General features: G+C 67.7%; 20 protein-coding genes. 12 read left to right on the forward strand and 8 right to left on the reverse strand.

Features of this window, described 5'->3' with window-relative positions; genetic code table 11:
* The 3 genes from UK23_RS51475 to coaE all read left to right on the forward strand — a co-directional run.
* On the forward strand, positions 1–1,046 hold a 1,046-nt coding region (locus UK23_RS51475; protein ID WP_231114475.1), incomplete at its 5' end, for an endonuclease domain-containing protein.
* A gap of 118 nt (positions 1,047–1,164) precedes the next feature.
* Entirely contained in the window at positions 1,165–1,782 is a 618-nt protein-coding gene (locus UK23_RS12540; RefSeq protein ID WP_045311640.1) for a hypothetical protein, read from the forward strand.
* A gap of 10 nt (positions 1,783–1,792) precedes the next feature.
* On the forward strand, positions 1,793–2,941 hold the full coding sequence (coaE, locus tag UK23_RS12545) for a dephospho-CoA kinase (protein ID WP_045311641.1): 1,149 nt from the start codon (positions 1,793–1,795) through the stop codon (positions 2,939–2,941).
* On the opposite strand, the gene UK23_RS12550 is transcribed toward coaE, so the two are convergent.
* The gene (locus UK23_RS12550) at positions 2,917–3,381 is read right to left on the reverse strand and encodes a DUF402 domain-containing protein (protein ID WP_231114476.1); all 465 of its coding nucleotides are present in this window, start codon (positions 3,379–3,381) and stop codon (positions 2,917–2,919) included. The genes coaE and UK23_RS12550 overlap by 25 nt on opposite strands.
* A gap of 142 nt (positions 3,382–3,523) precedes the next feature.
* Entirely contained in the window at positions 3,524–4,033 is a 510-nt protein-coding gene (locus UK23_RS12555; RefSeq protein WP_045311700.1) for a DUF402 domain-containing protein, read from the reverse strand.
* 50 nt (positions 4,034–4,083) lie between these two features.
* Between UK23_RS12555 and UK23_RS12560 the strand changes: the two genes are divergently transcribed.
* The 6 genes from UK23_RS12560 to UK23_RS12585 all read left to right on the forward strand — a co-directional run bounded on the left by UK23_RS12560 (position 4,084) and on the right by UK23_RS12585 (position 12,805).
* Entirely contained in the window at positions 4,084–5,214 is a 1,131-nt protein-coding gene (locus UK23_RS12560; protein ID WP_045311643.1) for a DUF5685 family protein, read from the forward strand.
* A 54-nt stretch (positions 5,215–5,268) separates the two neighbouring features.
* Positions 5,269–7,431, forward strand: coding sequence for an excinuclease ABC subunit UvrB (gene uvrB, locus UK23_RS12565; protein WP_045311644.1), 2,163 nt, complete (start codon positions 5,269–5,271; stop codon positions 7,429–7,431).
* A gap of 460 nt (positions 7,432–7,891) precedes the next feature.
* Entirely contained in the window at positions 7,892–8,701 is an 810-nt protein-coding gene (locus UK23_RS48565; protein WP_052684604.1) for an AAA family ATPase, read from the forward strand.
* A 387-nt stretch (positions 8,702–9,088) separates the two neighbouring features.
* Positions 9,089–11,971, forward strand: a complete 2,883-nt coding sequence (locus UK23_RS12575) for a S8 family serine peptidase (protein ID WP_196777716.1) — start codon at positions 9,089–9,091, stop codon at positions 11,969–11,971.
* 50 nt (positions 11,972–12,021) lie between these two features.
* Positions 12,022–12,453, forward strand: a complete 432-nt coding sequence (locus UK23_RS12580; RefSeq protein ID WP_231114477.1) for a MarR family winged helix-turn-helix transcriptional regulator — start codon at positions 12,022–12,024, stop codon at positions 12,451–12,453.
* Positions 12,454–12,460: 7 nt separating this feature from the next.
* The gene (locus UK23_RS12585; protein WP_045311646.1) at positions 12,461–12,805 is read left to right on the forward strand and encodes an MmcQ/YjbR family DNA-binding protein; all 345 of its coding nucleotides are present in this window, start codon (positions 12,461–12,463) and stop codon (positions 12,803–12,805) included.
* On the opposite strand, the gene UK23_RS12590 is transcribed toward UK23_RS12585, so the two are convergent.
* Positions 12,802–13,182 (reverse strand): VOC family protein, encoded by a 381-nt coding sequence (locus UK23_RS12590; RefSeq protein WP_045311647.1) that lies wholly within the window; start codon positions 13,180–13,182, stop codon positions 12,802–12,804. The two genes, UK23_RS12585 and UK23_RS12590, sit on opposite strands and share 4 nt — an antisense overlap.
* A 56-nt stretch (positions 13,183–13,238) precedes the next feature.
* Here UK23_RS12590 and UK23_RS12595 point away from each other — a divergent pair, with 56 nt between their 5' ends.
* The gene (locus tag UK23_RS12595; RefSeq protein ID WP_045311648.1) at positions 13,239–13,637 is read left to right on the forward strand and encodes a VOC family protein; all 399 of its coding nucleotides are present in this window, start codon (positions 13,239–13,241) and stop codon (positions 13,635–13,637) included.
* A 27-nt stretch (positions 13,638–13,664) separates the two neighbouring features.
* Here the strand turns inward: UK23_RS12595 and UK23_RS12600 are convergent, their stop codons facing one another.
* Genes UK23_RS12600 through UK23_RS12605 form a run of 3 tightly spaced genes read right to left on the reverse strand, consistent with a single transcriptional unit; the run spans position 13,665 to position 17,612 of the window.
* Positions 13,665–14,591, reverse strand: a complete 927-nt coding sequence (locus UK23_RS12600) for an ABC transporter permease (protein WP_045311649.1) — start codon at positions 14,589–14,591, stop codon at positions 13,665–13,667.
* Positions 14,588–14,794 (reverse strand): hypothetical protein, encoded by a 207-nt coding sequence (locus UK23_RS51480; RefSeq protein ID WP_156213055.1) that lies wholly within the window; start codon positions 14,792–14,794, stop codon positions 14,588–14,590. Before UK23_RS51480 ends, UK23_RS12600 begins: the two co-directional genes overlap by 4 nt.
* A complete protein-coding gene (locus tag UK23_RS12605) occupies positions 14,787–17,612 on the reverse strand; it encodes an alpha/beta fold hydrolase (RefSeq protein WP_045311650.1) in 2,826 nt (941 codons plus the stop codon). The genes UK23_RS51480 and UK23_RS12605 overlap by 8 nt, the downstream gene beginning before the upstream one ends.
* A 358-nt stretch (positions 17,613–17,970) precedes the next feature.
* Here UK23_RS12605 and UK23_RS12610 point away from each other — a divergent pair, with 358 nt between their 5' ends.
* Positions 17,971–18,969: a TerC family protein gene (locus UK23_RS12610; protein WP_045311651.1), complete on the forward strand. Its 999-nt coding sequence runs from the start codon at positions 17,971–17,973 to the stop codon at positions 18,967–18,969.
* Here the strand turns inward: UK23_RS12610 and UK23_RS12615 are convergent.
* Positions 18,966–20,168, reverse strand: a complete 1,203-nt coding sequence (locus UK23_RS12615) for a metal-dependent hydrolase family protein (RefSeq protein WP_045311652.1) — start codon at positions 20,166–20,168, stop codon at positions 18,966–18,968. The genes UK23_RS12610 and UK23_RS12615 overlap by 4 nt on opposite strands.
* Positions 20,169–20,257: 89 nt before the next feature.
* Between UK23_RS12615 and UK23_RS12620 the strand changes: the two genes are divergently transcribed.
* Positions 20,258–22,120, forward strand: a complete 1,863-nt coding sequence (locus UK23_RS12620) for an alpha/beta hydrolase family protein (protein ID WP_045311653.1) — start codon at positions 20,258–20,260, stop codon at positions 22,118–22,120.
* Here the strand turns inward: UK23_RS12620 and UK23_RS12625 are convergent.
* Positions 22,110–23,468 carry an NAD(P)/FAD-dependent oxidoreductase gene (locus UK23_RS12625; protein ID WP_045311654.1) on the reverse strand — a complete coding sequence of 453 codons (1,359 nt, stop codon included), beginning with the start codon at positions 23,466–23,468 and terminating at the stop codon, positions 22,110–22,112. The two genes, UK23_RS12620 and UK23_RS12625, sit on opposite strands and share 11 nt — an antisense overlap.
* Positions 23,469–23,499: the final 31 nt, after the last annotated feature.

Here is a 23,499-nt window from a genome sequence, read left to right on the forward strand (position 1 = left end):
CCAGCAAGATCAGGATGGAAAAGGCTCACCACCAACTCAAGATCAAGAGGCACTTTTCTACTACCAACTGCGTGAGTTATCCACAGAAGAGCGAGGGAGCCGTCCAAGAGCGCTGGTGCTGGGTCAGTCTCTGTCTCATGGATGAGTGGATCGACGACGTCATCGAGCACGACGGATTGATCCTGCGTGAGCGAGCGCTGTGCCAAGGCGTGGATCCTGACCAGATCATGAAGGCGCTGCGGACAGGCCGGATCCGCCGGGTGCAGCGTTGCGTGTACGTGCGCCGAGGGACGGAGGCGGCTCCGTTGGCGTTGGCCAGGGCAGCGGTGCTGAGTTCCGGAGTGGCTGATGCCGTCGCCAGTCACCAGACCGCTGCGCGGGTCCACGCGATAGCCGTACCTGACGGGCGATGGCCGGAACACATCACGGTCGCACGTAACGAGCGGCGTATCCGCAGGCGAGAGTTGATCTGTCATGGCCGAGCTCTCGCACAGGGTGACGTTGAACTTCGTGATGACGTGCCCGTCACCACCGCAGTTCGTTCGTTGCTCGACATGTCGGCTGAGGTGCCCAGGCTCAATGCTGTATGGGCGATTGACGACGCTGTCCGTCGAGGAGTCGTCTCCGCACGTCAGATCGCCATGTCGTTGGCCACTCGTCCTGGAGGCAGAGGTGACGGTGTGATCAAGCTGCGGGTCGCGGAGTCAGACGGGCAGGCTGAGTCCATCCTGGAAACAGCTGGCAGGCTTGCTCTGAAGGATGCAGGAGTCGAGCTGCCAACCGCTCAGCACGAGGTTTTCGCGGGTGGTGAACTGGTGGCGCGTCTTGACGCCGCCTATCCAGAACGTCAACTCGGTCTCGAGTTCGACGGTGCCGCAGTGCATGAGGCCCCTCGCGCGGTGTATCGAGATCGGCAGCGGCAGAACCGCTTGCTGCAGCTCGGCTGGACATTGCTCAGGTTCACGTGGTGGGACGTGGTGCACGATCCGGCCGGGTTCGTGGCTACGGTTCGGCGAGCCCTTGAGCGTCAGCGAAGTTGGGTGTAGCTGGCGGCGGTTTGATCATGAGTTGGTGGTACTTGCAGACGCCTTGACCGAGCCTTGTTCGGTGGACACGTTCACTCTGTGGTGGAGGGCTTGAGGCGTTGTGTAGGTTGGCAAACCTATGCGTGGGAACAAGTTCTTCGGTGTGCTCGGCGCGATGGCGCTGACGTTGTGCGCGGCCTGCTCTGGTGTGGCGCCGCAGACTCAGGCGCCGCCGCCGCAGATTCCGAAGATCACTCCGCCCACCACGCCTTCGCGGGTTCCGGTGATGGTGGATCGGCCGTTGCCTGACGACTGCGAGCTCGTGGTGCCCGTTGATGTCATGAACGCGACGCTCGGGCAGGAGTTGCCTGGGGAGCCTCGGATCATCATCGGGATCAAGGAGCCCTCGATCGGGAAGACCGGGAAGATCGACTGCTACTACGGGATTCCCGAGAAGAAGGGCCTGGACGACGCCAAGATCGTCATCGGGCTGTCGACCTACACCGATGAGCTGACGGCTCGGACTCGGGTGTCCGAGAGCGTCGAGGCTGAGCGGGGCGACGGGGCGAAGATCACCGAGGTCGACGTCGGGAAGCAGAAGGGGACGTTGATCGAGGGGAAGGACGAGCAACTCCTCATCGGGTCTCTCGGGAAGTCGACGTTCGTGGTGCGCAACCGGAACAACTTCCTCCCGCAGGCTCGGTTGATGGCGGTTCTGCCGGTACTCGCCCAGCAGTGCATGACGCCGCCGGTCTAGCCTGTGCGGCATGCTCAGGGTGGGGTTGACCGGGGGAATCGGGTCCGGGAAGTCGACGATCGCGCGGCTGTTGGCCGGGAACGGCGCGGTTGTGATCGATGCGGACAAGCTCGCGCGTGAGGTGCTGGAGCCTGGGACTGACGGGCTCAAGGAGGTCGTGAAGGCGTTCGGTGAGGACGTGCTGAACGGCGACGGCACGTTGAACCGGGCTGCGTTGGCGGGCAAGGCGTTTGCTTCTGAGGAGGCTCGGCAGACGCTCAACGGGATCACGCATCCGCGCATCGGGGCGTTGACCGGGCAGCGGATGGCCGAGGCGCCTGAGGACGCCATCGTCGTGCACGACATCCCCCTGCTGGTGGAGCGGGACATGGCGGCGGCGTACCACCTGGTGATCGTCGTGTACGCGGATGCCGAGACGCGGCTGGGGCGGTTGGTGAGCAGTCGCGGGATGGATCGGCAGGACGCCGAGAACCGGATTGCCGCGCAGGCCACGGACGAGCAGCGGCGTGCGGTGGCGGACGTGTGGCTGGACAACTCCGGGGAGGTTCCGGACGTCACCGGGTTGTGGGATCGGCTGGTGGGGTTCGAGAAGAACGTGCGGACGCAGTCGTACGCGTCCGGCTCGCCGATCGTCGTGCCGTACGACGGAAGGTGGCCCGCTCAGGCTCGGAGGGTGGCGCGGCGGATCAGCTTGGCGGCCGGTGGGCGGTACGTCGAGCACATCGGGTCGACCGCGGTGCCGGGGCTCGCGGCCAAGGACGTGCTGGACTTCCAGCTCGCCGTCGAGGACATGGAGACCGCCGACTCGTTGCGGGACACGTTGGGGCAGGCGGGTTTTCCGTACGTGGGGCCGTACGTGGACACGCCGCGCGGTGAAGGCGACTGGAGCAAGCGGCTGCACGCCGGGGCCGATCCCGGGCGGCGGGTGAACCTGCACCTGCGGGTCGAAGGTGCGGCCAACTGGCGGTGGGCGGTTGATTTCCGGGACTGGCTGCGGCACGACGCGGCGGCTCGCGAGGAGTACGCGGAGCTGAAACTGAAGCTGTCCCAACGGTTCGCGGCCGACTCCGGAGCCTTTGCCTACGGTGAGGCGAAGGAGCCCTGGATGGAGACGGCCGTCGCGCGGGTGGAGGCCTACAGGGGCGGCCAGGAGTCGTAGATGCCCTGCCACGTCAGCCACGACGTGAGGTTGTGGTTGACGTTGCTGAGCTCTTCGAGGGTGCGGTGGATCGTGCGCAGGGCCTGGTCGGCGTCGCCGGGGCGCAGCACTCGGCCCGCGACGGCGGCGGCGAACTCCTCGTTGCGGACGATGCGCGGGGTCGTGCCGCCGGGAACTGCCAGGCCCAGCAACAGGTCCGTGGTCTGCCAGTGGCGGTGGTCGCGCTCCACGCGGACGGCTGAGAGCACGCTCGGGCCGCTGCGGGAGTGGCGTGAGCGGGCGCGGTAGGTCGTGAGGCGCAGGCCCAGTTCGGGCAGCAGCCAGGTGACCTCGGCGTCCGAGAACGGGTCTTCCGGGGTGGGGTGCTCGATTCGCAGACCCCACCGTTCGACGTCGCACGAACTGAGAGTTCGTGAACCACCGGACGAATAGGTTCGCACGCCCGAAATGGTGTCGACGACGTCTACCAGCTGAGGTGTAGTGACCGCTCCCACGCCGCCGAGCGTAGTCAAATAAGTGCGCCCAGTTACACGCCGGGTCGATTTGTTACGTCACGGTCAGATGACGACCACACTCTGTGTATCAACGCCAGGTGGTGGGACAACCCGAAGAGGTGAGCCACCTGACCACATCGTGACCGTGCGCTGAAATTCCCGACACCGCTGAGTAGGTGGTTTCCAGCGCCCATTGCGCGCGTTCCGGGGTGATCAACTTGTGCTGAACTGCGGCGATCAGTTCGTCCGTGTCCAGAACAGTCACGCTGTGACCCGTTCGGACGATCAGATCGAGGTACAGATCGGTCGTTTTCCAGACGGTGCCGATCGCGTTGATCTCCACGACGTCCACGTAGAAGTCGAAGTCGATCAGGTGACCTGGGTGCCAGGACTGCCGGGTGACCCGGATGTTGAGCTTGGGCAGGAACCAGCTCTCGAAGTGGCTGATCTTCGGGTGCCCGGCGAGCGGCCGGAACATGTAGAGGCCGGTCGGCGTGAGGCGGTACTCGTCGACGCTCCTCAACTGTCCCTTGGGATCGGTGTTGCTCTTGGCGTCCAGGTCGAAGTACTCGATCTTCGGCGGATGGATGTGTGCCACGTCCGCGATACTGCCATCGTTCGGCGCTGCGGCCACTTAGGATGCCGCGCATGTTCGGGATCATCCGCCCCTGCCGCAACAGAATGGGCGCTGAGCTGCGGTCCGCGTGGCTCGCGCACCTGTGCGGGATGTGCCTGTCGTTGCGCGACGAGCACGGTCATCTCTCCCGGCTCGTCACCAACTACGACGGGCTGTTGATCTCGGCGGCGGTCGAGGCGCAGTCGGTCGTGTCGAGGCGGACCGCGGGACCGTGTGCGTTGCGGGGTATGAAGTCCGCGGACGTGGCCATCGGTGATGGGGCTCGGCTGGCGGCTTCGGTCTCGCTGGTGCTGGCGTCGTTGAAGATCCACGACCACGTGGACGACGGGGACGGGCTCGCCGGCAAGGTCGGCTGGGCGGGACGGGTGGTGGCGCAGCGCTGGGCTGCCAAGGGCCTGGGAACGGCTTCCGACCTGGGGTTCGACGCGTCGCTGATGATCGACACGGTGCGACGGCAGCCCGAGGTGGAGCGCGCGGCCGGGCTCGGGAGCTCGGTGCTGCTGGTGACCGAGCCTACGGAGACGGCGACCGGGTTCGCCGTCGCGCAGACGGCGTTCATCGCCGGAAGGCCTCAGAACGCCGAACCGTTGCGCGAGGTGGGACGGCTGTTCGGGCGGGTCGCGCACCTGATCGATGCCGCGGAGGACCTGGAGGAGGACCGCGCGTCGGGTGCGTGGAATCCGTTGCTGGTCACCGGAACGTCGGTCGAGGAGGCGCATCGGCTGTGCCTGGACGCGGTGACGGGCATCCGGCTGGCGTTGAAGGACGTGGAGTTCACCGACTCACGGCTCGTGCACAGGTTATTGGTGCACGAGCTGGAGGAGTCGGTCGTCCGGGTGTTCGGCCGACGGGACCGGCACGACGACGGCAGGCGCACGCCGGTGGATCCCGGCAGCGGGCCGTGGGCGTACCCGAGGCTGACCCACGACCCGCGGCCGCGCGGGTTCCTGGAGGGCTGCGGTGCGTTCCTCTACATGTGCGGGACGTGCCAGTTCTGCTGCCGGGACCCGTACCCCGGCCCGTGGAGCGACAAGTGGCGCAACTCGTGCGACTGCGACTGCACCGGCAGCAACTGCGACGGCAGCCACGGCAGCGGCCCCGGCTGTGACTGCTGCGACTGCGGCTGCTGCCCGTGCGACTAGGCCTCTGACCAGGGCCGATCTGAAATTGTCAGACCCCCGGCGTAACGTGGCGCCGTGGCTTTCGCAACCGAGCTCCCGCCAGAGGAGAGCACCGTCAAGGCGCACTCCGAGCACCGTCCCGTCGGCGACATCGTCCGGTCCGACGGGCAGTTCCGCGTGGTCAGCGAGTACCAGCCGGCCGGCGACCAGCCCGCGGCCATCGACGACCTGGAACGCCGCGTCCGCACCGGCGAGCGCGACGTGGTGCTGCTCGGCGCCACCGGTACCGGCAAGTCGGCCACCACGGCGTGGCTGGTCGAACGGCTGCAGCGCCCCACCCTGGTCATGGCGCCGAACAAGACGCTGGCCGCCCAGCTGGCCAACGAGCTGAAGGAGCTCTTCCCGCACAACGCGGTGGAGTACTTCGTCAGCTACTACGACTACTACCAGCCAGAGGCGTACATCCCGCAGACGGACACGTACATCGAGAAGGACTCCTCGATCAACGAGGACGTCGAGCGGCTGAGGCACTCCGCCACCATGTCGCTGCTGACCCGGCGCGACGTCATCGTGGTCGCCTCGGTGTCGTGCATCTACGGCCTGGGCACGCCCCAGTCGTACCTCGACCGCTCGATCCGGCTCGAGACCGGTGTGGAGGTCGACCGCGACGCGTTCCTGCGCCTGCTGGTCGACGTGCAGTACACCCGCAACGACATGTCGTTCACCCGCGGCTCGTTCCGCGTGCGGGGCGACACGGTCGAGATCATCCCGTCCTACGAGGAGCTCGCCGTCCGCGTCGAGTTCTTCGGCGACGAGATCGACAAGCTCTACTACCTCCACCCGCTGACCGGCGACATCGTCCGCGAGGTGAACGACCTCCGGATCTTCCCGGCCACCCACTACGTCGCGGGCCCGGAGCGCATGGAGCGCGCGATCCGCGACATCGAGGCCGAGCTGGAGACGACGCTCGCCCAGATGGAGCGCCAGGGCAAGCTCCTCGAAGCCCAGCGCCTGCGCATGCGCACGTCCTACGACATCGAGATGATGCGCCAGGTCGGCTTCTGCAACGGCATCGAGAACTACTCGCGCCACATCGACGGCCGTGGCGCCGGCACCGCCCCCGCCACGCTGCTCGACTACTTCCCCGACGACTTCCTGATGGTCATCGACGAGTCGCACGTGACGGTGCCGCAGATCGGCGGCATGTACGAGGGCGACGCCTCCCGCAAGCGCAACCTGGTCGAGCACGGCTTCCGCCTGCCCTCCGCGTTGGACAACAGGCCGTTGACGTGGGAGGAGTTCGCCGACCGGATCGGGCAGGTCGTCTACCTGTCCGCGACGCCAGGGCCGTACGAGCTGGGGCAGTCCGGTGGCGAGTTCGTCGAGCAGGTGATCCGGCCGACCGGTCTGGTGGACCCGGAGATCGTCGTGAAGCCGACCGAGGGCCAGATCGACGACCTGGTGCACTCGATCCGCGAACGGGCGGAGCGGGACGAGCGCGTCCTCGTCACGACGCTGACGAAGAAGATGGCGGAAGACCTCACGGACTACCTGCTGGAGCTGGGCATCCGGGTCCGGTACCTGCACTCCGAGGTCGACACGCTGCGCCGCGTGGAGTTGTTGCGCCAGTTGCGTCTTGGCGAGTTCGACGTGCTGATCGGCATCAACCTGCTGCGGGAGGGCCTGGACCTGCCAGAGGTGTCGTTGGTGGCGATCCTCGACGCGGACAAGGAAGGGTTCCTGCGGTCCGGGACGTCGCTGGTGCAGACGATCGGTCGCGCGGCCCGCAACGTGTCGGGCGAGGTCCACATGTACGCGGACCGGATCACCGACTCGATGCGGCACGCGATCGACGAGACGAACCGGCGGCGGGAGAAGCAGGTCGCGTACAACGAGGAACGCGGGATCGATCCGCAGCCGCTGCGGAAGAAGATCACCGACATCCTGGAGGCGGTGTACTCCGAGATCGAGGACGAGGTTCCGGTCGGTGGCTCCGGGCGGAACCAGTCCCGGGGCAAGCGCGCCACCGGGGAGGGTGGTCGCTCTTCCGGCGTGGTGGCGTCTCATGAGCGGGCCGGGATGGCTCGGTCGGAGCTGGCCGATCTGGTGCAGTCGCTGACCGACCAGATGATGAACGCGGCGCGGGACCTGCAGTTCGAGCTGGCTGCCCGGTTGCGCGACGAGATCCAGGACCTGAAGAAGGAGCTCCGGGGGATGGACGCCGCCGGGGTGAAGTAGCGGCCGGCGCGCGTGCTCACCGGAAGCGGGCACGCGCGCTTGGCTGGATGGGGCTGGTCCGGTCAGAAGTCGCCGGTGTGCTTGAAGATCCAGCGCTGGTTGGTCTGGGCTTCGTCGCCGATCAGGTACCAGGGTTGTACTGGAGCGCTGTTGGACCCGGTCGTGCCGACGTTGGCGACCTTCGCCGCGTGGCCCAGGTCCGCGCGTCGAGGCAGCGGCCACCGGCGAGGTTGATCAGTTGGCGGTCCGGCCGGCGCGGCCCGCTCAAGGCAGTCTCTTTCAGTCGTGGGCGAACGCGCGGTCTGTCTCCGGGCATGCTCGCTAGGTTTGATCGGCTCGCTTCAACCACTTGCCTGGGGGAACAGTGCGATGTATCGCGGCCAGTCCTGCACTGGCACGGCTGGAATGGATTCTTGACGGCCTGGACGGGAAACCCGGTTGGGGGGCCGACGCGTCCACCGTGTTCGCGGCCGCGTTCGCCGCTGTCGTCACGCCCGAGAGGTACGTCGAGGTCACCCGCGGTCGAGCGGCCAACTACGCTCCGGTCGTCGTGGTCGGGCTCGACGTCGGCGAGACCACCGCGCGGGCACGGATCCGCCGTCACGACGGCACCGTTGATGTCGTCACCTGCGTCGTCGAGACCGCACGGCCGCATCGAATTGCCACCACGTGGGTTGTCGGACTGGTGCCGACCGATCTGACACCGAGGTTGCCCGCCGATTTCACCGACTACGACCTGCCTTCCGTCGCCACGGACGCTCGGCTGGTCGTGTTCTCCGGTATGCCCGGCAGCGGGAAGAGCACCCTGGCCGACGCCGCGGGCGCCGAACTGGGGATCCCTGTCTTCGCCACCGACTGGCTGCTCGGCGCGCTGACTCCGTTCGGCGGTCGCCATTTCGAAGAGCCAATGGCCATGGCCGAGGAGATGCTGACCACGCTCGCTCTGCGGCAGCTCGTCGCCGGACAGTCCGTCATCCTCGATCATCCGACCGAACTGGTGGCGACCAGGGATCGCTGGCGTGGCCTGGCGCGCCGGGCCGGTGCCGAGTTCCGCGTGGTCGTGTGCCAGTGCTCCGACCCGGAAGTCCACCGTGCCAGGCTCGAAGGTCGCAGTCGCGGAATCCCCGGCTGGCACGACGCCGGCGACTGGTCCGACGTGCAGCAGCGACTGGCACGCTTTCCCTCCTGGCACGGGGAGGCGCTCTCAGTGGACACCGCTCAACCACGTGAGCAGGCCCTTGCCGCGGTCATGCGGCACATCACCGCCTGACGGCCTCCGGGCAGGCGACAATCGACCTGAGCGTGCGCTGCTCCTGATGGCGCTTGACGGAAAACGTTTTCCCAGCCAGTGTCGATCTCGCGCACTCGCCGCTGCGCTACCGGAATCGGTTGGTGGCGGGAGGCTTTCATGTTGCGCGGGGTGGCGATTGGTGCTGCGCTCATTGTGGTTGCCGGGGGCGTTGGGGCCCCTTCGGCTGGGGCCGAGCGACTACCTTCCGGTGCGCCGCGTCTTGGTGTCCCGGTTCCCAGGGCGGTCACGTTGGTCACTGGTGATCGTGTTGTTCTGCAAGGTGATCAGGTCACGGTGGTGCCTGGGGGCGGGCGTGATGGGGTGTTGTTCCATCAGCGGGTCACGGCCAAGGGGCATGTTGAGGTCGTGCCGCAGGATGCTGTGCCGTTGATCCGGAGTGGCAAGGTCGACAAGCGGTTGTTCGACGTCACCGGGTTGATCGAGCAAGGGCGGGATGACGGTAGCCGGGACACGTTGCCGTTGATCGTTGATCGGGTCGCCCAGGCGCCGGCCAAGAGTGCGCTGCGGAGCACCTGGGAAGGCATCAAGAGCGATCCGGGCATCGCGAAGGTGTGGTTGGACGGGCGGGTGAGGTTGCTGGATGCGGAGAGCTTCCAGCAGGTTGGGGCGCCCGCGGCGTGGGACTTGGGGTTCACCGGGCGTGGGGTCACCGTTGCCGTGCTGGATGGCGGGGTTGATGCGGACCATCCGGACTTGCGGGGGAAGGTGTTGGAGGCCAAGGACTTCACCGGGACCGGGGTGAAGGACACGTTCGGGCACGGGACGCACGTTGCGGCGACTGTGGCTGGGGATGGGGCGTTTGGCGGGGTTGCGAAGGACGCTCGGTTGTTGGTGGGCAAGGTTTGTGCGGATGAGACGTGTGACGAGTCGGCTGTCTTGGCGGCCATGGAGTGGGCTGCGCCGCGGGCTGGGGTGGTCAATCTCAGTCTTGGCGGTGGGGCGAGTGACGGCACGGATCCCCTGTCCCTTGCCGTCGATCGTCTTTCCGCGCAGTTCGGGACGTTGTTCGTGGTGGCTGCCGGGAATGAGGGGGAGGACGGGGTCAGTTCGCCTGCGGCTGCCGATGCCGCGCTGGCGGTGGGGAGTGTCAGCAAGGCCGATCGGTTGAGCCGGTTTTCCAGTCGGGGGCCGCGGGTCGGGGACTTCGCGGTCAAGCCGGACGTGGTGGCGCCTGGGGAAGACATCGGGGCGGCGCGGGCGGCTGGGACGAGCATGGGGGAGCCGATTGACGCGTTGCACACTCGGGCGGACGGGACGTCCATGGCTGCGCCGCATGTGGCTGGGGCGGCTGCGTTGGTGAAGCAGGCGCATCCCGAGTGGGGTGGGGCGGAGTTGAAGGCGGTGCTCACCGGGAGCGCGAAGTCGATCGGGCGCGGTGTTTACGAGGAGGGCAGTGGGCGGCTTGATGTTGCCAGGGCTGTCGGGGCGCGGGTTGTTGCGAGCGCTTCGAGTTTGAGCTTCGGGGTGTTGAGGTTTCCGCACACGCAGTTGCCGCCGATCACCAAGAAGCTGAGTTATCGCAACGGGTCGGCGCAGGCGATCACCATGCCGATCAGCGTCGACAACGCGGCGGTCGAGGTGAGTGCCTCGGAGATCGTGGTGCCTGGCAACGGATCTGTGGACGTTGAGGTGACGTTGGATCCGGCGAAGGTCGCGGTGGGGTCTGGTGGGGCGCGGATCACGGCTGGGGGCGTGGTCACGGCTGTCGGGTTCACGGCTGAGGCTGAGATGTACGAGCTGACTGTGCTGACGGTGGGGCGGGATGGGAAGCCGTCGGATGCCGAGGTCAGTGCGCTCGAGTTGGACAGCGGGGAGAGCGTGGACTTCGCGCAGCCGGTTGGCGGGGTGACGAAGTTGCGGCTGTTGAAGGGGAACTACTCGGTGGACGCGTTGGTGCACGGGGAGTCGGAGCACACGTGGGCCAGCACCGGGAAGATCAGTGTGGACAAGGCCACGACGGTCACGATCGATGCGCGGCAAGGGAAAGAGGTCGGGGCGCGGTTCGATCGGGCGGTTGGGAGGAAGTACGTCGGGCTTGACGCGGTGTACCAGGCAGGGGGTGGCCGGGTGCAGACCGGGGTGTCGTCCAAGACTGACGATGCGTTCTTCGCGGTGCCGGTGAAGGCGGATGCGGCGTATTTCAGCTTCGGCACGTTCCAGGTGTGGGGTGGTGGCGGGCACGAGTACTTCGTGGCGGCGCCCCATGCCGGAGAGATTCCCGTCGAGCTGAAGCCTCGGGTTCGGGATCGCGAGCTGTACGGGGAGAAGGTGCGGTACCGGGCGCAAGGGGCACCGGCCATCGGGTCGCGGTCGTCCACGCCGTTCTACGTGAAGGGACAGGCGGTGACGTTCGGGGTGGCGCTGGACCTGCCGATTCCGCAGCGGCGGGTGGAGCACTTCACCGGGCGGCCGGACGTCAAGTGGGTCATGGACTTCTTCCAGCGGCCGCTTTCGCAGCCCAGTCTCGGGTTTGACGGGCACATCAGTGCTGGGCGGCTGGTGTTTCCGGGTGGGAAGACGGGATCCAGGTCGTGGAACAGCGTGGTGGCGTCCACGGATCTGAACTTGCGCGGGTTCCACGGGCTGGTGCGGTACGGGAACAACGGATGGGTGCAGCACTGGCCCTTCGCGCCTGGGGAGGCGGACGCGTCGGACGAGTTCGTGTTCGGGGCGCCATATGTGCGGGCGCGCACGAAGCTGTCCACTGTGGACGGAGAGGTGCTCGCCGAGAGTCCTGGGGTGTTCGCGAACTTCTCCGGGTTGCCTGAGGTGGAGGCGCGGTACGTGCTGGACGTCGAGGCGACGCGCAGCCCCAAATGGACGCCGTTCGCGCCGAAGGTGTCGGCGAGGTTCGAGTTCAAGTCGGCCCAGACGGACGGGAACGTCTACCTGCCGGTGCCCACGGTGCGGATTTCCGGGGCGTTCGACGACCTGAACCGGGCTCCTGCCGGGTGCCGGGTGTTCCCGGTGGACGTGAGCGTGGTGCCGCAGACGGGATCGGTCGGGGCGGCTGAGGTGAAGAGCGTGACGGTGCAGGCGTCGGTGGACGACGGGGCGACGTGGCGGAGTGTGCCTGTGGTGGGTTCCAAGGCGCGGTGGAAGGCGTTGGTCGCGCATCCCGGTGGGGCCGAGTTCGTGTCGCTCAAAGTGAAGGCGGTGGATGCGGCGGGTAACTCCGTGGAGCAGACGACCATGCGCGCTTACGGGATAAATCGCTCTCTGGGGTGAGATGTCGGCTGACAGCTTTCGTCACGGCGCGGGACGGCAATGATCTCGGGGTGGATGTGGACTCCCACCTCGCCGCGGTGGAGCAGGCTCTGATCGCGATGCGGCGCAGTCAGTCACGCCGAGCGCTTGCCGAGCTGGCCGTACCGGCCTTTGACGTGCTCGATGTCGTGGAGACGGCTGAGCGGACCGGCACGCAGGCGACGGTGTCCAGTGTGGCCTCGGCGTTGCACGTGGATCAGCCGCGCGCCAGCAAACTCGTCACGAGCGCGGTGGATTCCGGGCTGGTGTCGCGAGTCGCGGACAAGGCGGACGGGCGGCGCGTGCTGCTCGTCCGCACGCCGCGGGGGCGTGCGACGTCGGCTGAGCTGCACCGGGCGCGGCAGGCGGCGTGCGCGTCGGCGATGGACGGCTGGACCGACGAGGAACGGGTGGCGTTCGCCGAGTTGCTCACGCGTTTCGTCTCGGTGTTCGGCGCGCGATAATCCCGTCGTGACACTGGACGAGCTGATCGCCTACTGCGCAGGGAAGCCGGGCGCGGAGGAGACGTATCCGTGGGGCGACGCCGAGCTGGTGTGCAAGGTGGGAGGCAAGGCGTTCGCGTTCGTCGGCCTCGACTCGCACACCGTCGGGCTCAAGTGCGGGGCGGACGCCGAGGCCGCCGCGCCGTGGCGGGACCGCTTTCCCGGCGACATCACGATCAGCGGCTACGTCGGCCGCTACGGCTGGAACACCATCGCGCTCAAGGGATCGGTGCCCGACGACGACCTGCTGGAGCTGGTCGACGGCTCCTACGAGGCCGTCGTCGCGCGGTTGCCGAAGCGGAAGCGGCCTTAGCCCTCTTCCGGCTGCAGGATGCCGAAGATGTTGCCCTCGGTGTCCTTGTAGTAGGCGAGCAGGCCGACGCCGGGCATCTTGTCCTTGGGCAGCGCGACCGTGCCGCCGTTGACCTCGATGGCGGCGATGGTGGCGTCGATGTCCACCACGCTCGTCGTCATGACGAAGCCGTTGACGGGCGCGTCGGGCGCCGGGTCGGGGCCGCGGCGGGGAAGCAGTCCGCCGTTGACGCCGGGCTGGTCGTCGTCGCCGGTGGTGATGATCCAGTAGGGGATGTCGCCCCACTGGTCGATCTTCCAGCCGAAGACGGACGAGTAGAAGTTCCGCGCTCGCTCGGGATCTGCGGCGTGGATCTCGAAGTGCACAGGACGTGACATGAGACGGCACGCTACTCCGGACACTGGTTGTCCGCATTGGGTTCTACGGTGCGCTCATGGCAATCGGAATCCAGGTGACGATGGACGCGGCGGACCCCGCGAAGCTGGCCGAGTTCTGGGCGGAGGCACTCGGTTACGTGGTGCAGCCGCCACCTCCCGGCTTCGACTCGTGGGAGGCGTTCGCCGAGGCGAACAACATCCCGGCGGACAGGTGGAACGACTACTCGGCGATCATCGATCCCGCCGGCTCGGGCCCGCGGTTCTTCTTCCAGCGCGTGCCGGAGGGCAAGACGGCCAAGAACCGCGTCCACCTCGACGTGAACGCGGGTCTCGAGGCCGTTGATCGGCTCGTTGCCCTCGGGGCGACCAAGGTCCAGGAGTTCGACCAGCGGCCGATGGGCCACTGGGTCGTCATGCTCGACCCCGAAGGCAACGAGTTCTGCGTGCAGGCCTAGCGGCGCGACCCAGAACGTGCCACGCCACTAGCTGGTGATGTCCTTGTTCTTGAACTGACGTGCCGCGAGCAACGTGAAGATGCCGCCGTAGACGAGCGCGGAGAACGTTCCCCGCGTCATCTCGGACCAGTCCACATCGGTCGAGAGCAGGTCGGCCCACGCCATCGAGTAGTGCGTCGGCAGGTAGTTGCGCAGATCCTCGAGCGGCTGAATCTGGTCGAGGATCTGCGACACGATCGACACCAGCACCGTGCCGCCGACCGCGCCGAGCGGTGCGTCGGTGGACACGGACAGGAACAGTGCCAGGCCCGCGACCCAGAACAGGTTGATCGCGATGTAGCAGACCGCGAGGCCCATGCCGAGCACGCCGTCCGCGAACGGCGCCGCCTCGCCGGTGGGGCTCACGACCTCGCCCGCGCCGTACCAGATGACGCCGACCGCGAGGGCGACCGCCGGGAGGAGTGCGAGGGCGAAGAAGCTGAGCAGGCCGGACGCGATGGCCTTCTGGCGGAGCAGGCGGTGGCGCGGGATCGGTGCGGCCAGCAGATATTTGAGGCTCGACCAACTCGCTTCGGACGCGATCGTGTCGCCGAAGAACAGCGCCACGATCATCGGCAGCAGGAAGCTGCCGCTCACGAACAGCGTGAGCACCACGAAGTTGATACCGCTTGCCGTCGCGAGGTCCACGAAACCGCCGCTGCGCCGGTTCGGGTCGGACTGACCGATCTCGAAGCTCAGGGCGAGGATGAACGGCAGCAGCACCAGGAAGCCGAGGACGAGCTGGGTGCGTCGTCGCCGGATCTGTCGCTGGATTTCGACGCGGATCCTGAGTGTTCTCCGGGCTTTGTAGCCGGCTGCCGAGCCGTCCGGGGCCACCTCGGTGTGCTGGTGGGCGGCGGCTTCGGTGAGCTCGGTGAGCGCGCCGGGGTCGGTGTGGACGTCGTGTTCGTTCACCGGTCCACCTCCTGCCGTGGTGCTTTGGTGCGGTTCGGGTTCGCCAGACCGGAGCGCCCGAAATTGTCGGTGCCGGCTGGGATAATTGAGTCAAGGGGTCCCCCTTCGCCGGCGAGCAGCGTGCGCTCGCTCGACGAGGGGACCTCTGCCTCGGCTTGGGCGTTCGTCGTCGCGGACGCCGCTGCCATCAGGAAGTCATTCACCGACCAGCTCCAAGAACGCGTCTTCCAGCCTGCGTCGCGGACCCGCCTGGTCCACCGCCACACCGGCCGCCACGAGAGCGGACAGTGCTGCGGCGCGCGGGACGCCGTTCATCGACGCGTGCACGGCGTCCTCGTCCTCGTGCACGTCGTGCACGCCTTCGAGGCCCCGCAGGACGTCGGCCGCCTTCGAGGGGGAGTCGACGCGGAACGTCGCCTCGCCGCCTCCCGCCGCGATGTCGGCCACCTCGCCCGCGGCGACGAGTTGGCCCTTGTGCATCACGACCACGTGCGAACAGGTCTGCTCGACTTCGGCCAGCAGGTGCGACGACACCAGCACGGTGCGGCCGGCCGCGGCGTAGCGGCGCAGGACCTCGCGCATCTGGTGGATCTGGGGCGGGTCGAGGCCGTTGGTCGGCTCGTCCAGGATCAGCAGGTCCGGGAGGCCGAGCATCGCCTGGGCGATCGCGAGCCGCTGGCGCATGCCCTGGCTGTAGGTGCGCACGCGGCGGTTGACGGCGTCGCCGAGGCCCGCGATCTCCAGCGCCTCTTCGACGTGCGCCTCTTCGAGCGGCCGGCCCGTTGCCGCCCAGTACAACCGGAGGTTCGCGGCACCCGACAGGTGCGGCAGGAAGCCCGAACCCTCGACGAACGAACCGATGCGCGACAACACGGGCGCGCCGGGCGTCACCTTGTGGCCGAAGACCCGGATGTGGCCCTCGGACGGGTGGATCAGGCCCATCACCATGCGCAGTGTCGTGGTCTTGCCGGCGCCGTTCGGGCCGAGCAGACCCAGAACTTGGCCGTGCTCCACGCGGAACGAGAGATCGCGTACCGCCTTCAGACCACCGGGGTACGACTTGGTCAGGCCGGAGATGACCAGCGGCACCGACGAGAGCTCGGGATCCGAGTCGTGCGCGAGGCGGCGGCGGAACATCGCGATGATACCGGCACCGATCAGCACCAGCAGCGCGATCACGATGCCCCACAACGCGGCCACCGGGAAGCCGGTCGTCACGTTGCGTCCGGGCACCACGGGCACGGAGATCGAGTCGGACGCCAGCGAGATCCGGTACGCGGCAGGCTGTTCCGCGTTCGCGAACGCCTGGTCCGTCGTCGAGACGACCAGCGCCAGCTTGTGCTCGCTCTCGACGGGACGCACGGCAGGAGGCAGCGTCACGTTCACCTCGGCCGCGGAACCGTCCGGCGGCAGCGCCACGCGGAACGGCGCGACGACCGAGCCGGGCAGCACCCGCGTGCCGTCCGCCGAGACGTCGTACAGCTTGGCGAACAAGATGGCTTCACCAGAAGATTGATCACCACGAGCCACGCGCAGCCGGACTGTCGACGAACCGGTCAGCAGCAGCTGCGAGTCCAGCGGGTCCGAGGTGAACACCGCGGCCTGGCCCGGCAGGTCGATCGACAACCGCGACGAGATCGCCGACGAGCGCGACAGGGCGGAGCCGAGGCCGGGCAGGTTGGAGATCGCCGCCGGGTTGCCGCCCGCCGGGTTCACCGCGACCTGCTCGCGTCCGCTGAGCCGCACGGTCTTGCGCTCGGTGGCCGAACCGGAAAGCCCGGGGTACGAAGGCGCGACGACGGTCCGCAACGAAGGCGTGCCGGACGAGCGGAACGCGCCCTGCACCGTGTACTCGAAGCCGGTGCCGGGGTCGTTTCCCTTGCCCTGCAGGTGGAAGGCCATCCAGTCGGCGATCTCACCACGCAGCGACGTGCCGGGGTTGCCGCCGTCGTGGCCACCCGCGTACCAGACCATCTTGACCTTGCCGCCGGCCGCGGCGATCTGGCGCGCGGTCGCGTCCGACTGGTCGAGGCCGAACAGGGTGTCCGCCTCGCCCTGCACCAGCATCGTCGGCTGCTTGATCTGGTCGGTCACCGCGACGGGGGACGACTTGCGAAGCAGCTCAAGGGTTTGCTGCGACGCGCGGCCCGTCGTGGCGACCTCGGTGTAGGCGGCGCAGACCTCGGGCGTGAAGCGGCCGCACGCACCGAGAGCAGGCGTCGGAGGCTGACCCGCGGCACCGGAGTTGCCACCCGGTTGCTGAGCTGGTTGCTGGGACTCGGTCTGGCCCATCTCCGGCGCGTCACCCGTGGGCGACGAGAGGTCGATCGACGTCATGCCCGCCGAGAAGAAGATGCCCGCCCACGACCGCTTGAAGACGCCGTCCTCGCCGAACGAGGTGGCCGCTGGGGTGGCGTCCGCACGCGGTGTCGCCGAAGCCGAGTTCGGCAGCAGCGCCTGCGCGAGGTCGTTGTAGGTGATGACCGGGACGATCGTGTCGACGCGCTTGTCGACACCGGCGAGCAGCAACGAGAGAGCGCCGCCGTACGAAGCGCCTGTCACGCCGACGCGGGGGTCGCCGGCGGAGTCCTTCTGCACCTCGTCACGGGTGCCGAGGAAGTCGAGCAGCTTCTGTGCGTCGCGGACCTCGCGGTCGATCGAGTTCAGCGCGATCTGGCCGGTGCTGCGGCCGAAACCGCGCGCGGACCACGTCAGCACGACGAAGCCGCGCCGGGCGAACTCCTCGGCCTGGGTGTGCACGCTGCGGAGGCTGCCGCCGAAACCGTGCGCGAGCATGATCGCGGGCGCGGGCGTCTGCTGGGGGAGGTAAAGACGCGTCTCGATCGTCACCGTCTGAGTGCTGTCAGGGCTCTCAGGTGCGTCGATTTTCGCTTCTTTGTAGGGAACGGCCACGGGGTCGTCCCCGGATCGAGTGAAGTACACGCCGCCTGCGACGAGGGCGAGGACCACGATCAATGCGGGGATCGTCCACCTGCCGCGAAGGCGGGAGAGGCGGGACACGGTGATGACGATATGCGAGTTTTGCTGAGAACGACCTGTCGGGATCCGGTCCCGGTCTCAGCATGAGTCGATCTTCAGCGGAGCTTCAGGTAGCGGCGGTTCCGCTCCGAACGACACGCAGCGTATTCCCGTTGCACCTGGTTGCGTGGGTCTGCTCACCCTGTGTGGCGCTAACCGCCTCTCGTGGAGCACAATATTCACGCAGCATGGAGGGGAGTACTCCCTAAGCGGCGGTGTCGTCAGTACGGAGCTCGGCGTGGAGCTCCCGGTGCCGTCGGTCGTTCGAGAGATCATCTCGGCGGCGGAGGAGACCTCCGGGTTTATTTGGCGTGCGCCCGAGAATCCCGGAGGTTGGGTTGTGAACGTCCCCGCATGGATGTGGATCGCGACGATCGGTGGTCTGCTCGTTCTGCTCGCAATCGACCTCGTGATCGTCGATCGAAAACCCCATGAGGTGACGATCGGAGAAGCAGCCCGCTGGGTCGTCTTCTACGTGGCGATGGCCGCCCTCTTCGGCCTCGGCATCTGGTACTTCTCCGGTGGGCAGTACGCCACGGAGTTCTTCGCCGGGTACATCACCGAGTACTCGCTGAGCGTGGACAACCTCTTCATCTTCTTGATCATCATGACGACGTTCAAGGTGCCCGCGATCCACCAGCACAAGGTGCTGCTGATCGGCATCCTGCTCGCGCTCGTCATGCGTGGCATCTTCATCGCGGCAGGCGCGGCGCTCATCAGCCAGTTCAGCTGGGTGTTCTTCATCTTCGGCGCGTTCCTGATCTACACCGGCTGGCAGCTGGCGCGGGAGAACCACGACGAGGAAGAGGAGTACAAGGAGAACCTCATGCTCCGCATGGTGCGCAAGGTTTTCCCGGTGACCGACGACTTCCACGACGCCAAGTCGTTCATCAAGATCGACGGCAAGCGCTACGTGACCCCGATGTTCATCGTGATGGTCGCGATCGGCTCTACCGACCTGCTCTTCGCGCTCGACTCGATCCCCGCGATCTTCGGCCTCACCAAGGAGCCGTTCCTGGTGTTCACGGCCAACGCGTTCGCGCTGATGGGCTTGCGCCAGCTGTACTTCCTGCTCGGTGGCCTGCTCGCGAAGCTCGTCTACCTCTCGATCGGCCTGTCGGTGATCCTCGGCTTCATCGGCGTGAAGCTGATCCTCGAGGCGTTGCACACCAACAACCTGCCGTTCCTCAACGGCGGCGAGCCCTTCCACGTGCCGACGATCGGCATCGAGGTCTCCCTGTCGGTGATCATCGGCGTGCTGGCGATCACGACGATCGCCAGCCTCCTCAAGGTGAAGCGCGACCCGGAGGCCGCGAAGCACGTTGGTGCGAACCACTAAATGACGTTCACGCCGTTCTGGTAGACGGCGCGGACGGACTGCTTGAGCGTGCCCGCCTTGACGTGCTGCTCGGCGTCACCTTCCACGAGAACGAGATCGGCGAGCTTGCCAGGGGCGAGCTCGCCGAGTTCGTTTCCGAGCCGCATCAGCTCGGCGGCGGACGTGGTGGTCGCGTAGAGCGCCTCTGCGGGCGTCATGCCGTACTCGACCATCAGCGTGAGCTCGTTGAGGTTGTCGCCGTGCGGGCCGACCCCGGAGTCGGTGCCCATCGCGATCTTCACACCCGCCGCGTGCGCCTTCTGGAACGCCTGGGTGTGTTGCGCGACAACGGTCCTGGCCTTGTCCAGGATGACGTCGGAGATCGCCACGCCCGCGGCGGCCTGGTCGAGCACCATGCGCGGGGCCATCAGCGTCGGCACGAGCCAGGTGCCGTTCTTGAGCATCTCCTCGACGCCCTCGTCGGTGAGGAACACGCCGTGCTCGATGGACCGGACTCCGTTGCGCACGGCGGTGAGGATGCCGTCGCCGCTCATCGCGTGCGACATCACCGCGATGCCCGCGGCGTTGGCCTCCTGCACGATCATCGCGATCTCCTCGTCGCGGAAGTGCGCGTGCCTGGGGTTGCTGCGCGGCGACATCACGCCACCGCTGCTGGCGATCTTGATGATGTCCGCGCCGTGGCGGACGAGCGTGCGGATGACCTTGCGCAGTTCCTCCGGGCCGTCGGCCACGGTGTCCGGCAGGCCGGGGTGCAGCGGCGGTGAGATGTGGGCGCCGCACTGCATCCAGTCGTCGTTGTGGCCGCCGGTCTGCGAGACCATGTTGACCGCGATCTGCATGCGTGGCCCCTGGATCAGGCCGCGCCGGACCGCTTCCGCCACCCCGAGATCGGCGCCGAGCGCGTCGCGGACCGTCGTGATGCCGCACTCGAGCGTGGCTTTCATGTTGCCGATCGCCTCGTAGAACGGCAGCGAGAACGGCGTGTTCAGCGACCGCACCAGGTCGGCGCCGCTGAACATGAAGTGCACGTGGCAGTCGAACAGCCCCGGCAGGATCGTGTGGCCGGTCGCGTCGACCACGGTGTCGCCGTCGAGCCCGATGCCCACGTCGACGATGCGGTCGCCCTCCACGACCACGTCGCCGGGCTCGGTCGCCCGGCCGGTGAAGACCCTGCCCCCAGAGAACACGATGCGCGTCATAAGCGGAAATCTATGCGGCGAGTCAATTTCTGTGATCCGTCAACAAACAGTTATGAGCTTTGCTAACAAGCTCTGTTAGCGTCCTGCTCGTGCGCCCCGAAGACCTCCAGCTGCTCACCACGCCAGGCACCGTCGCCGTGTCGGGGGACTTGGTGCTGGTCAGCATCGCCACGCCCGATCTCGACAAGAACACCTACCGGGGTGGTCTGCACCGGGTTTTCCCGGACGGCACGACATCGCCGTGGACACACGGTGATCGTGACAATGCGCAGCGCATTTCACCGGACGGTCGTTTGGTCGCGTTCCTGCGCGTGGCCGGAAAATCCAAGCCGCAGATCTACGTCGCCCCGGTGGACGGCGGTGAGCCGCGCAGGCTGACCGACCTGCCCCTCGGAGCCGGTGCGCCGGTGTGGTCGCCGGACTCGTCGCGGCTCGCGTTCGTGGCGCGGGTGCCGGAGGACGGGCGTTACGGGACCACTGATGACGGGCCCGAGGCCGAGGCGCCGCGCCGGATCACGCGGCTGGACTACCGCGTCGACGACGTCGGTTTCCTCGCTGACCGTCGGCCGCGGCTGCACGTGGTCGACCTCGACGGTGTCGTCGCCGAGGTGACGGACGGGTCCTTCGACGTGTCCGACCCGGCGTGGATCGACTCCGAGACGCTGGTGTTCGTGGCGCCGCGTGATCTTGGCGCGGTCGAGACCCTGCACTCGTCGCTGTACACCGTGCCTGCCGCTGGTGGCGAGGTGTCCTTGCTGGTGCGCGGTTCCGGCGAGGCCTCGATGCCGTTCGTGGCCGGGTCGTCGCTGTACTACCTGGGCACCGAGTTCACCGGGATCGACGCGGTGGCGCGCAACCACGGGCTGTGGAAGGTGCCGCTGGACGGTTCTGCCGAGCCGGTTCGGCTCACGGATGTCGAAACCGTTGACGTGGAACGGCTTTCCGGACAGCCCGTGGCGGACGCTGCCGGCGTGCTGCTGGTCGTGCGCAACCGCGGTGCGTTGGAGCTGCAGCGGATCCCGTTCGACGGTGGGCCTGGCGAGGTGCTCGTCGGCGGTTCGCAGGCGGTCAAGTTCTTCGCCACCGACGGGTCTTCCGTGGTGGCTGTGGTGTCCACTCCGGACAGTCCTGGTCAGGTCCTCCTCGTCGACTCCGGTGTGCGCACGGCGTTTTCCTCGGTCGACGCGCGTCGGGTCGTGGAGCTCAACGGTTCGGCTTCCGACGGCTACCCGGTGCACGGCTGGCTCGTGCTGCCCGACGGCGACGGCCCGCACCCGGTCGTCCTGGCCGTGCACGGTGGCCCGTTCATGTACCACAGCTGGGGTTTCTTCGACGAGGCCCAGGTCTACGCGTCGGCCGGGTACGCGGTCGTGCTGCCGAACCCGCGCGGTTCGGCGGGCTACGGCCAGTCACACGGTCAGGCGGTGATCGGCAAGTTCGGCACGGTCGACGTGGACGACGTGCTGTCCCTTTTGGACGTGGCGCTGGCCCGTGAGGACACCGATTCCGAACGAGTCGGCGTGATGGGCGGCTCGTACGGCGGCTTCATGACGTCGTGGCTGTCCGCGCACCACGGTGAGCGGTTCAAGGCCGCCTGGAGCGAGCGCGCCGTCAACGCCTGGGACTCCTTCTCCGGTTCGTCCGACATCGGCTACTTCTTCGCCGACGCCTACTGCGGCACCGATCCCGAGGCCCAGCGCGCGATGTCGCCCCTGACCTACGCCGAGAAGATCAACCTCCCGTTCGCGGTCGTCCACTCCGAACAGGACTGGCGCTGCCCGCTGGAGCAGGCGCAGCGGATGTTCGTGGCGCTGAAGCGGCGCGGCGTCGAGGCGGAGATGCTGATCTTCCCGGGTGAGGGGCACGAGCTGACCCGGTCGGGCCAGCCGCGGCACCGCAAGCAGCGCTTCGACGCGGTGCTGGAGTGGTGGGCCCGCTACCTCAACTGCTGACCAGAGCACCGGTGATGATCTGGAGCAGCTCCTCGCGTGGTGGCCCGGCCGGCGTGCGGGTGAGCTGCGGCCAGATCCGTTCGATCCGGTCGTGCAGGTCGCTGTCGGTGTCGAAGACCGAGACGCGGTCGAGCAGCCCGATGCGGCCGACGATCCGGCGCAGCACGTGGTCGTCGTGCGGTGCGGCGGCCAATGCCGGGCCGAACGCGAACAGCGGATAGCAGCCGTCGCGGCGGCTGACGTCGAGTTTCGTGCCGCTCCAGGCCGCGTTGCGCGCCGCGTCGAACTCCAGCGCGAAGGTGTGGCGTTCCCTCGCTTCCGGACCGACGTCGGCGAGATAGGCCTCCGTGACGTCCTCCGGAGTGGTGTGCGCGCTGGCTCGAGCCAGCGCCTGCGCGTGCACCAGGGCGAACGACAGCCCGTAGGCGAACATGGGATTGGTGTGGCACAAGGCGTCGCCGACGGGGACGAGCCCCGGCACGCCAGAACCCCTTGTGCGGTCGATGTTGGCCAGGCCGCCCATCGGCATGACGTCGGTGATGGGCCGGGCGTGGTCCGGTGAGGTCATCAGGTCCAGCGGCGGGCAGACTCTCGCGGCGGCCATCCACGCGTTGTTGTCCTTCAGGACTCGCAGCTCGCGATCTGCGGTGGGCACGATGAAGATCACCGCGAACGTCCGGTTGTCGCCGCGGAACGTGTTGAACCCCATGTACCCGAGGTCGCCGCGCGGGTTGAGCAGCCACGGCCCCGCGAGGTGCTCGGCTTGTGGCGTGAGCTCGAAGTAGCGGCAGTAGTAGATCGAGCCGCAGTCGGTCGGCTCGGCTTTCGCGCGCGGCCAGCCGGGCGGGCAGCGGTACCGGCCCAGCGCGTCGACCACGACATCCGCGCGGATCTCTTCGCCGTTGTCGAGGTGGAACCCGCTCGCGCCGGGAACCAGGCAGGTGATCTGCCTGCCCGGGACCAGGCTGACGCCGGGCTCGGCCGCGGCGGCGCGGCGCAGTGCCCACTCGACCATCGGCCGGCGCACCCAGAGGTAGACCAGGTCCTCGTCACCGGGCTGCCGTGTTTTCAGCTTGGCAGCGAGGTCCTGCTCCTCGGCGCCCGCGTCGAGCATGGTGTCGATGACGTCCGGCGCGAGCTCGCGCAGCACCTTGCGACCGCGCGGCAGGAACGTGTGCGGCTGCTGGAAGTGCGGGATGCCCTTGCGGACGACGTCGAACGCACCCTGTGGGCCGTCCTGTGCGTTCACGTCGTCTCGCTCCACGACGACCGCTGTGTGACCGGCACGCGCCACTGCCAGGCCGGCGGCCAGCCCGGCGACACCACCCCCGGCGATCGCGAACCGCATCCGTTCAGGCTAGGCAGGCGGCCGTTCGGCG

Origin of the sequence: Lentzea aerocolonigenes (assembly GCF_000955955.1) — a bacterium.
Taxonomy (GTDB): domain Bacteria; phylum Actinomycetota; class Actinomycetes; order Mycobacteriales; family Pseudonocardiaceae; genus Lentzea; species Lentzea aerocolonigenes_A.

What these genes read in the sequence shown, in the direction of transcription:
- UK23_RS12540 (WP_045311640.1), top strand. Translation starts at nt 1,165, where the DNA reads ATGCGTGGGAACAAGTTCTTCGGTGTGCTCGGCGCGATGGCGCTGACG.
- UK23_RS12560 (WP_045311643.1), top strand. Translation starts at nt 4,084, where the DNA reads ATGTTCGGGATCATCCGCCCCTGCCGCAACAGAATGGGCGCTGAGCTG.
- UK23_RS12595 (WP_045311648.1), top strand. Translation starts at nt 13,239, where the DNA reads ATGGCAATCGGAATCCAGGTGACGATGGACGCGGCGGACCCCGCGAAG.
- UK23_RS12625 (WP_045311654.1), bottom strand. Translation starts at nt 23,468, where the DNA reads ATGCGGTTCGCGATCGCCGGGGGTGGTGTCGCCGGGCTGGCCGCCGGC.
- UK23_RS12615 (WP_045311652.1), bottom strand. Translation starts at nt 20,168, where the DNA reads ATGACGCGCATCGTGTTCTCTGGGGGCAGGGTCTTCACCGGCCGGGCG.
- UK23_RS12590 (WP_045311647.1), bottom strand. Translation starts at nt 13,182, where the DNA reads ATGTCACGTCCTGTGCACTTCGAGATCCACGCCGCAGATCCCGAGCGA.
- coaE (WP_045311641.1), top strand. Translation starts at nt 1,793, where the DNA reads ATGCTCAGGGTGGGGTTGACCGGGGGAATCGGGTCCGGGAAGTCGACG.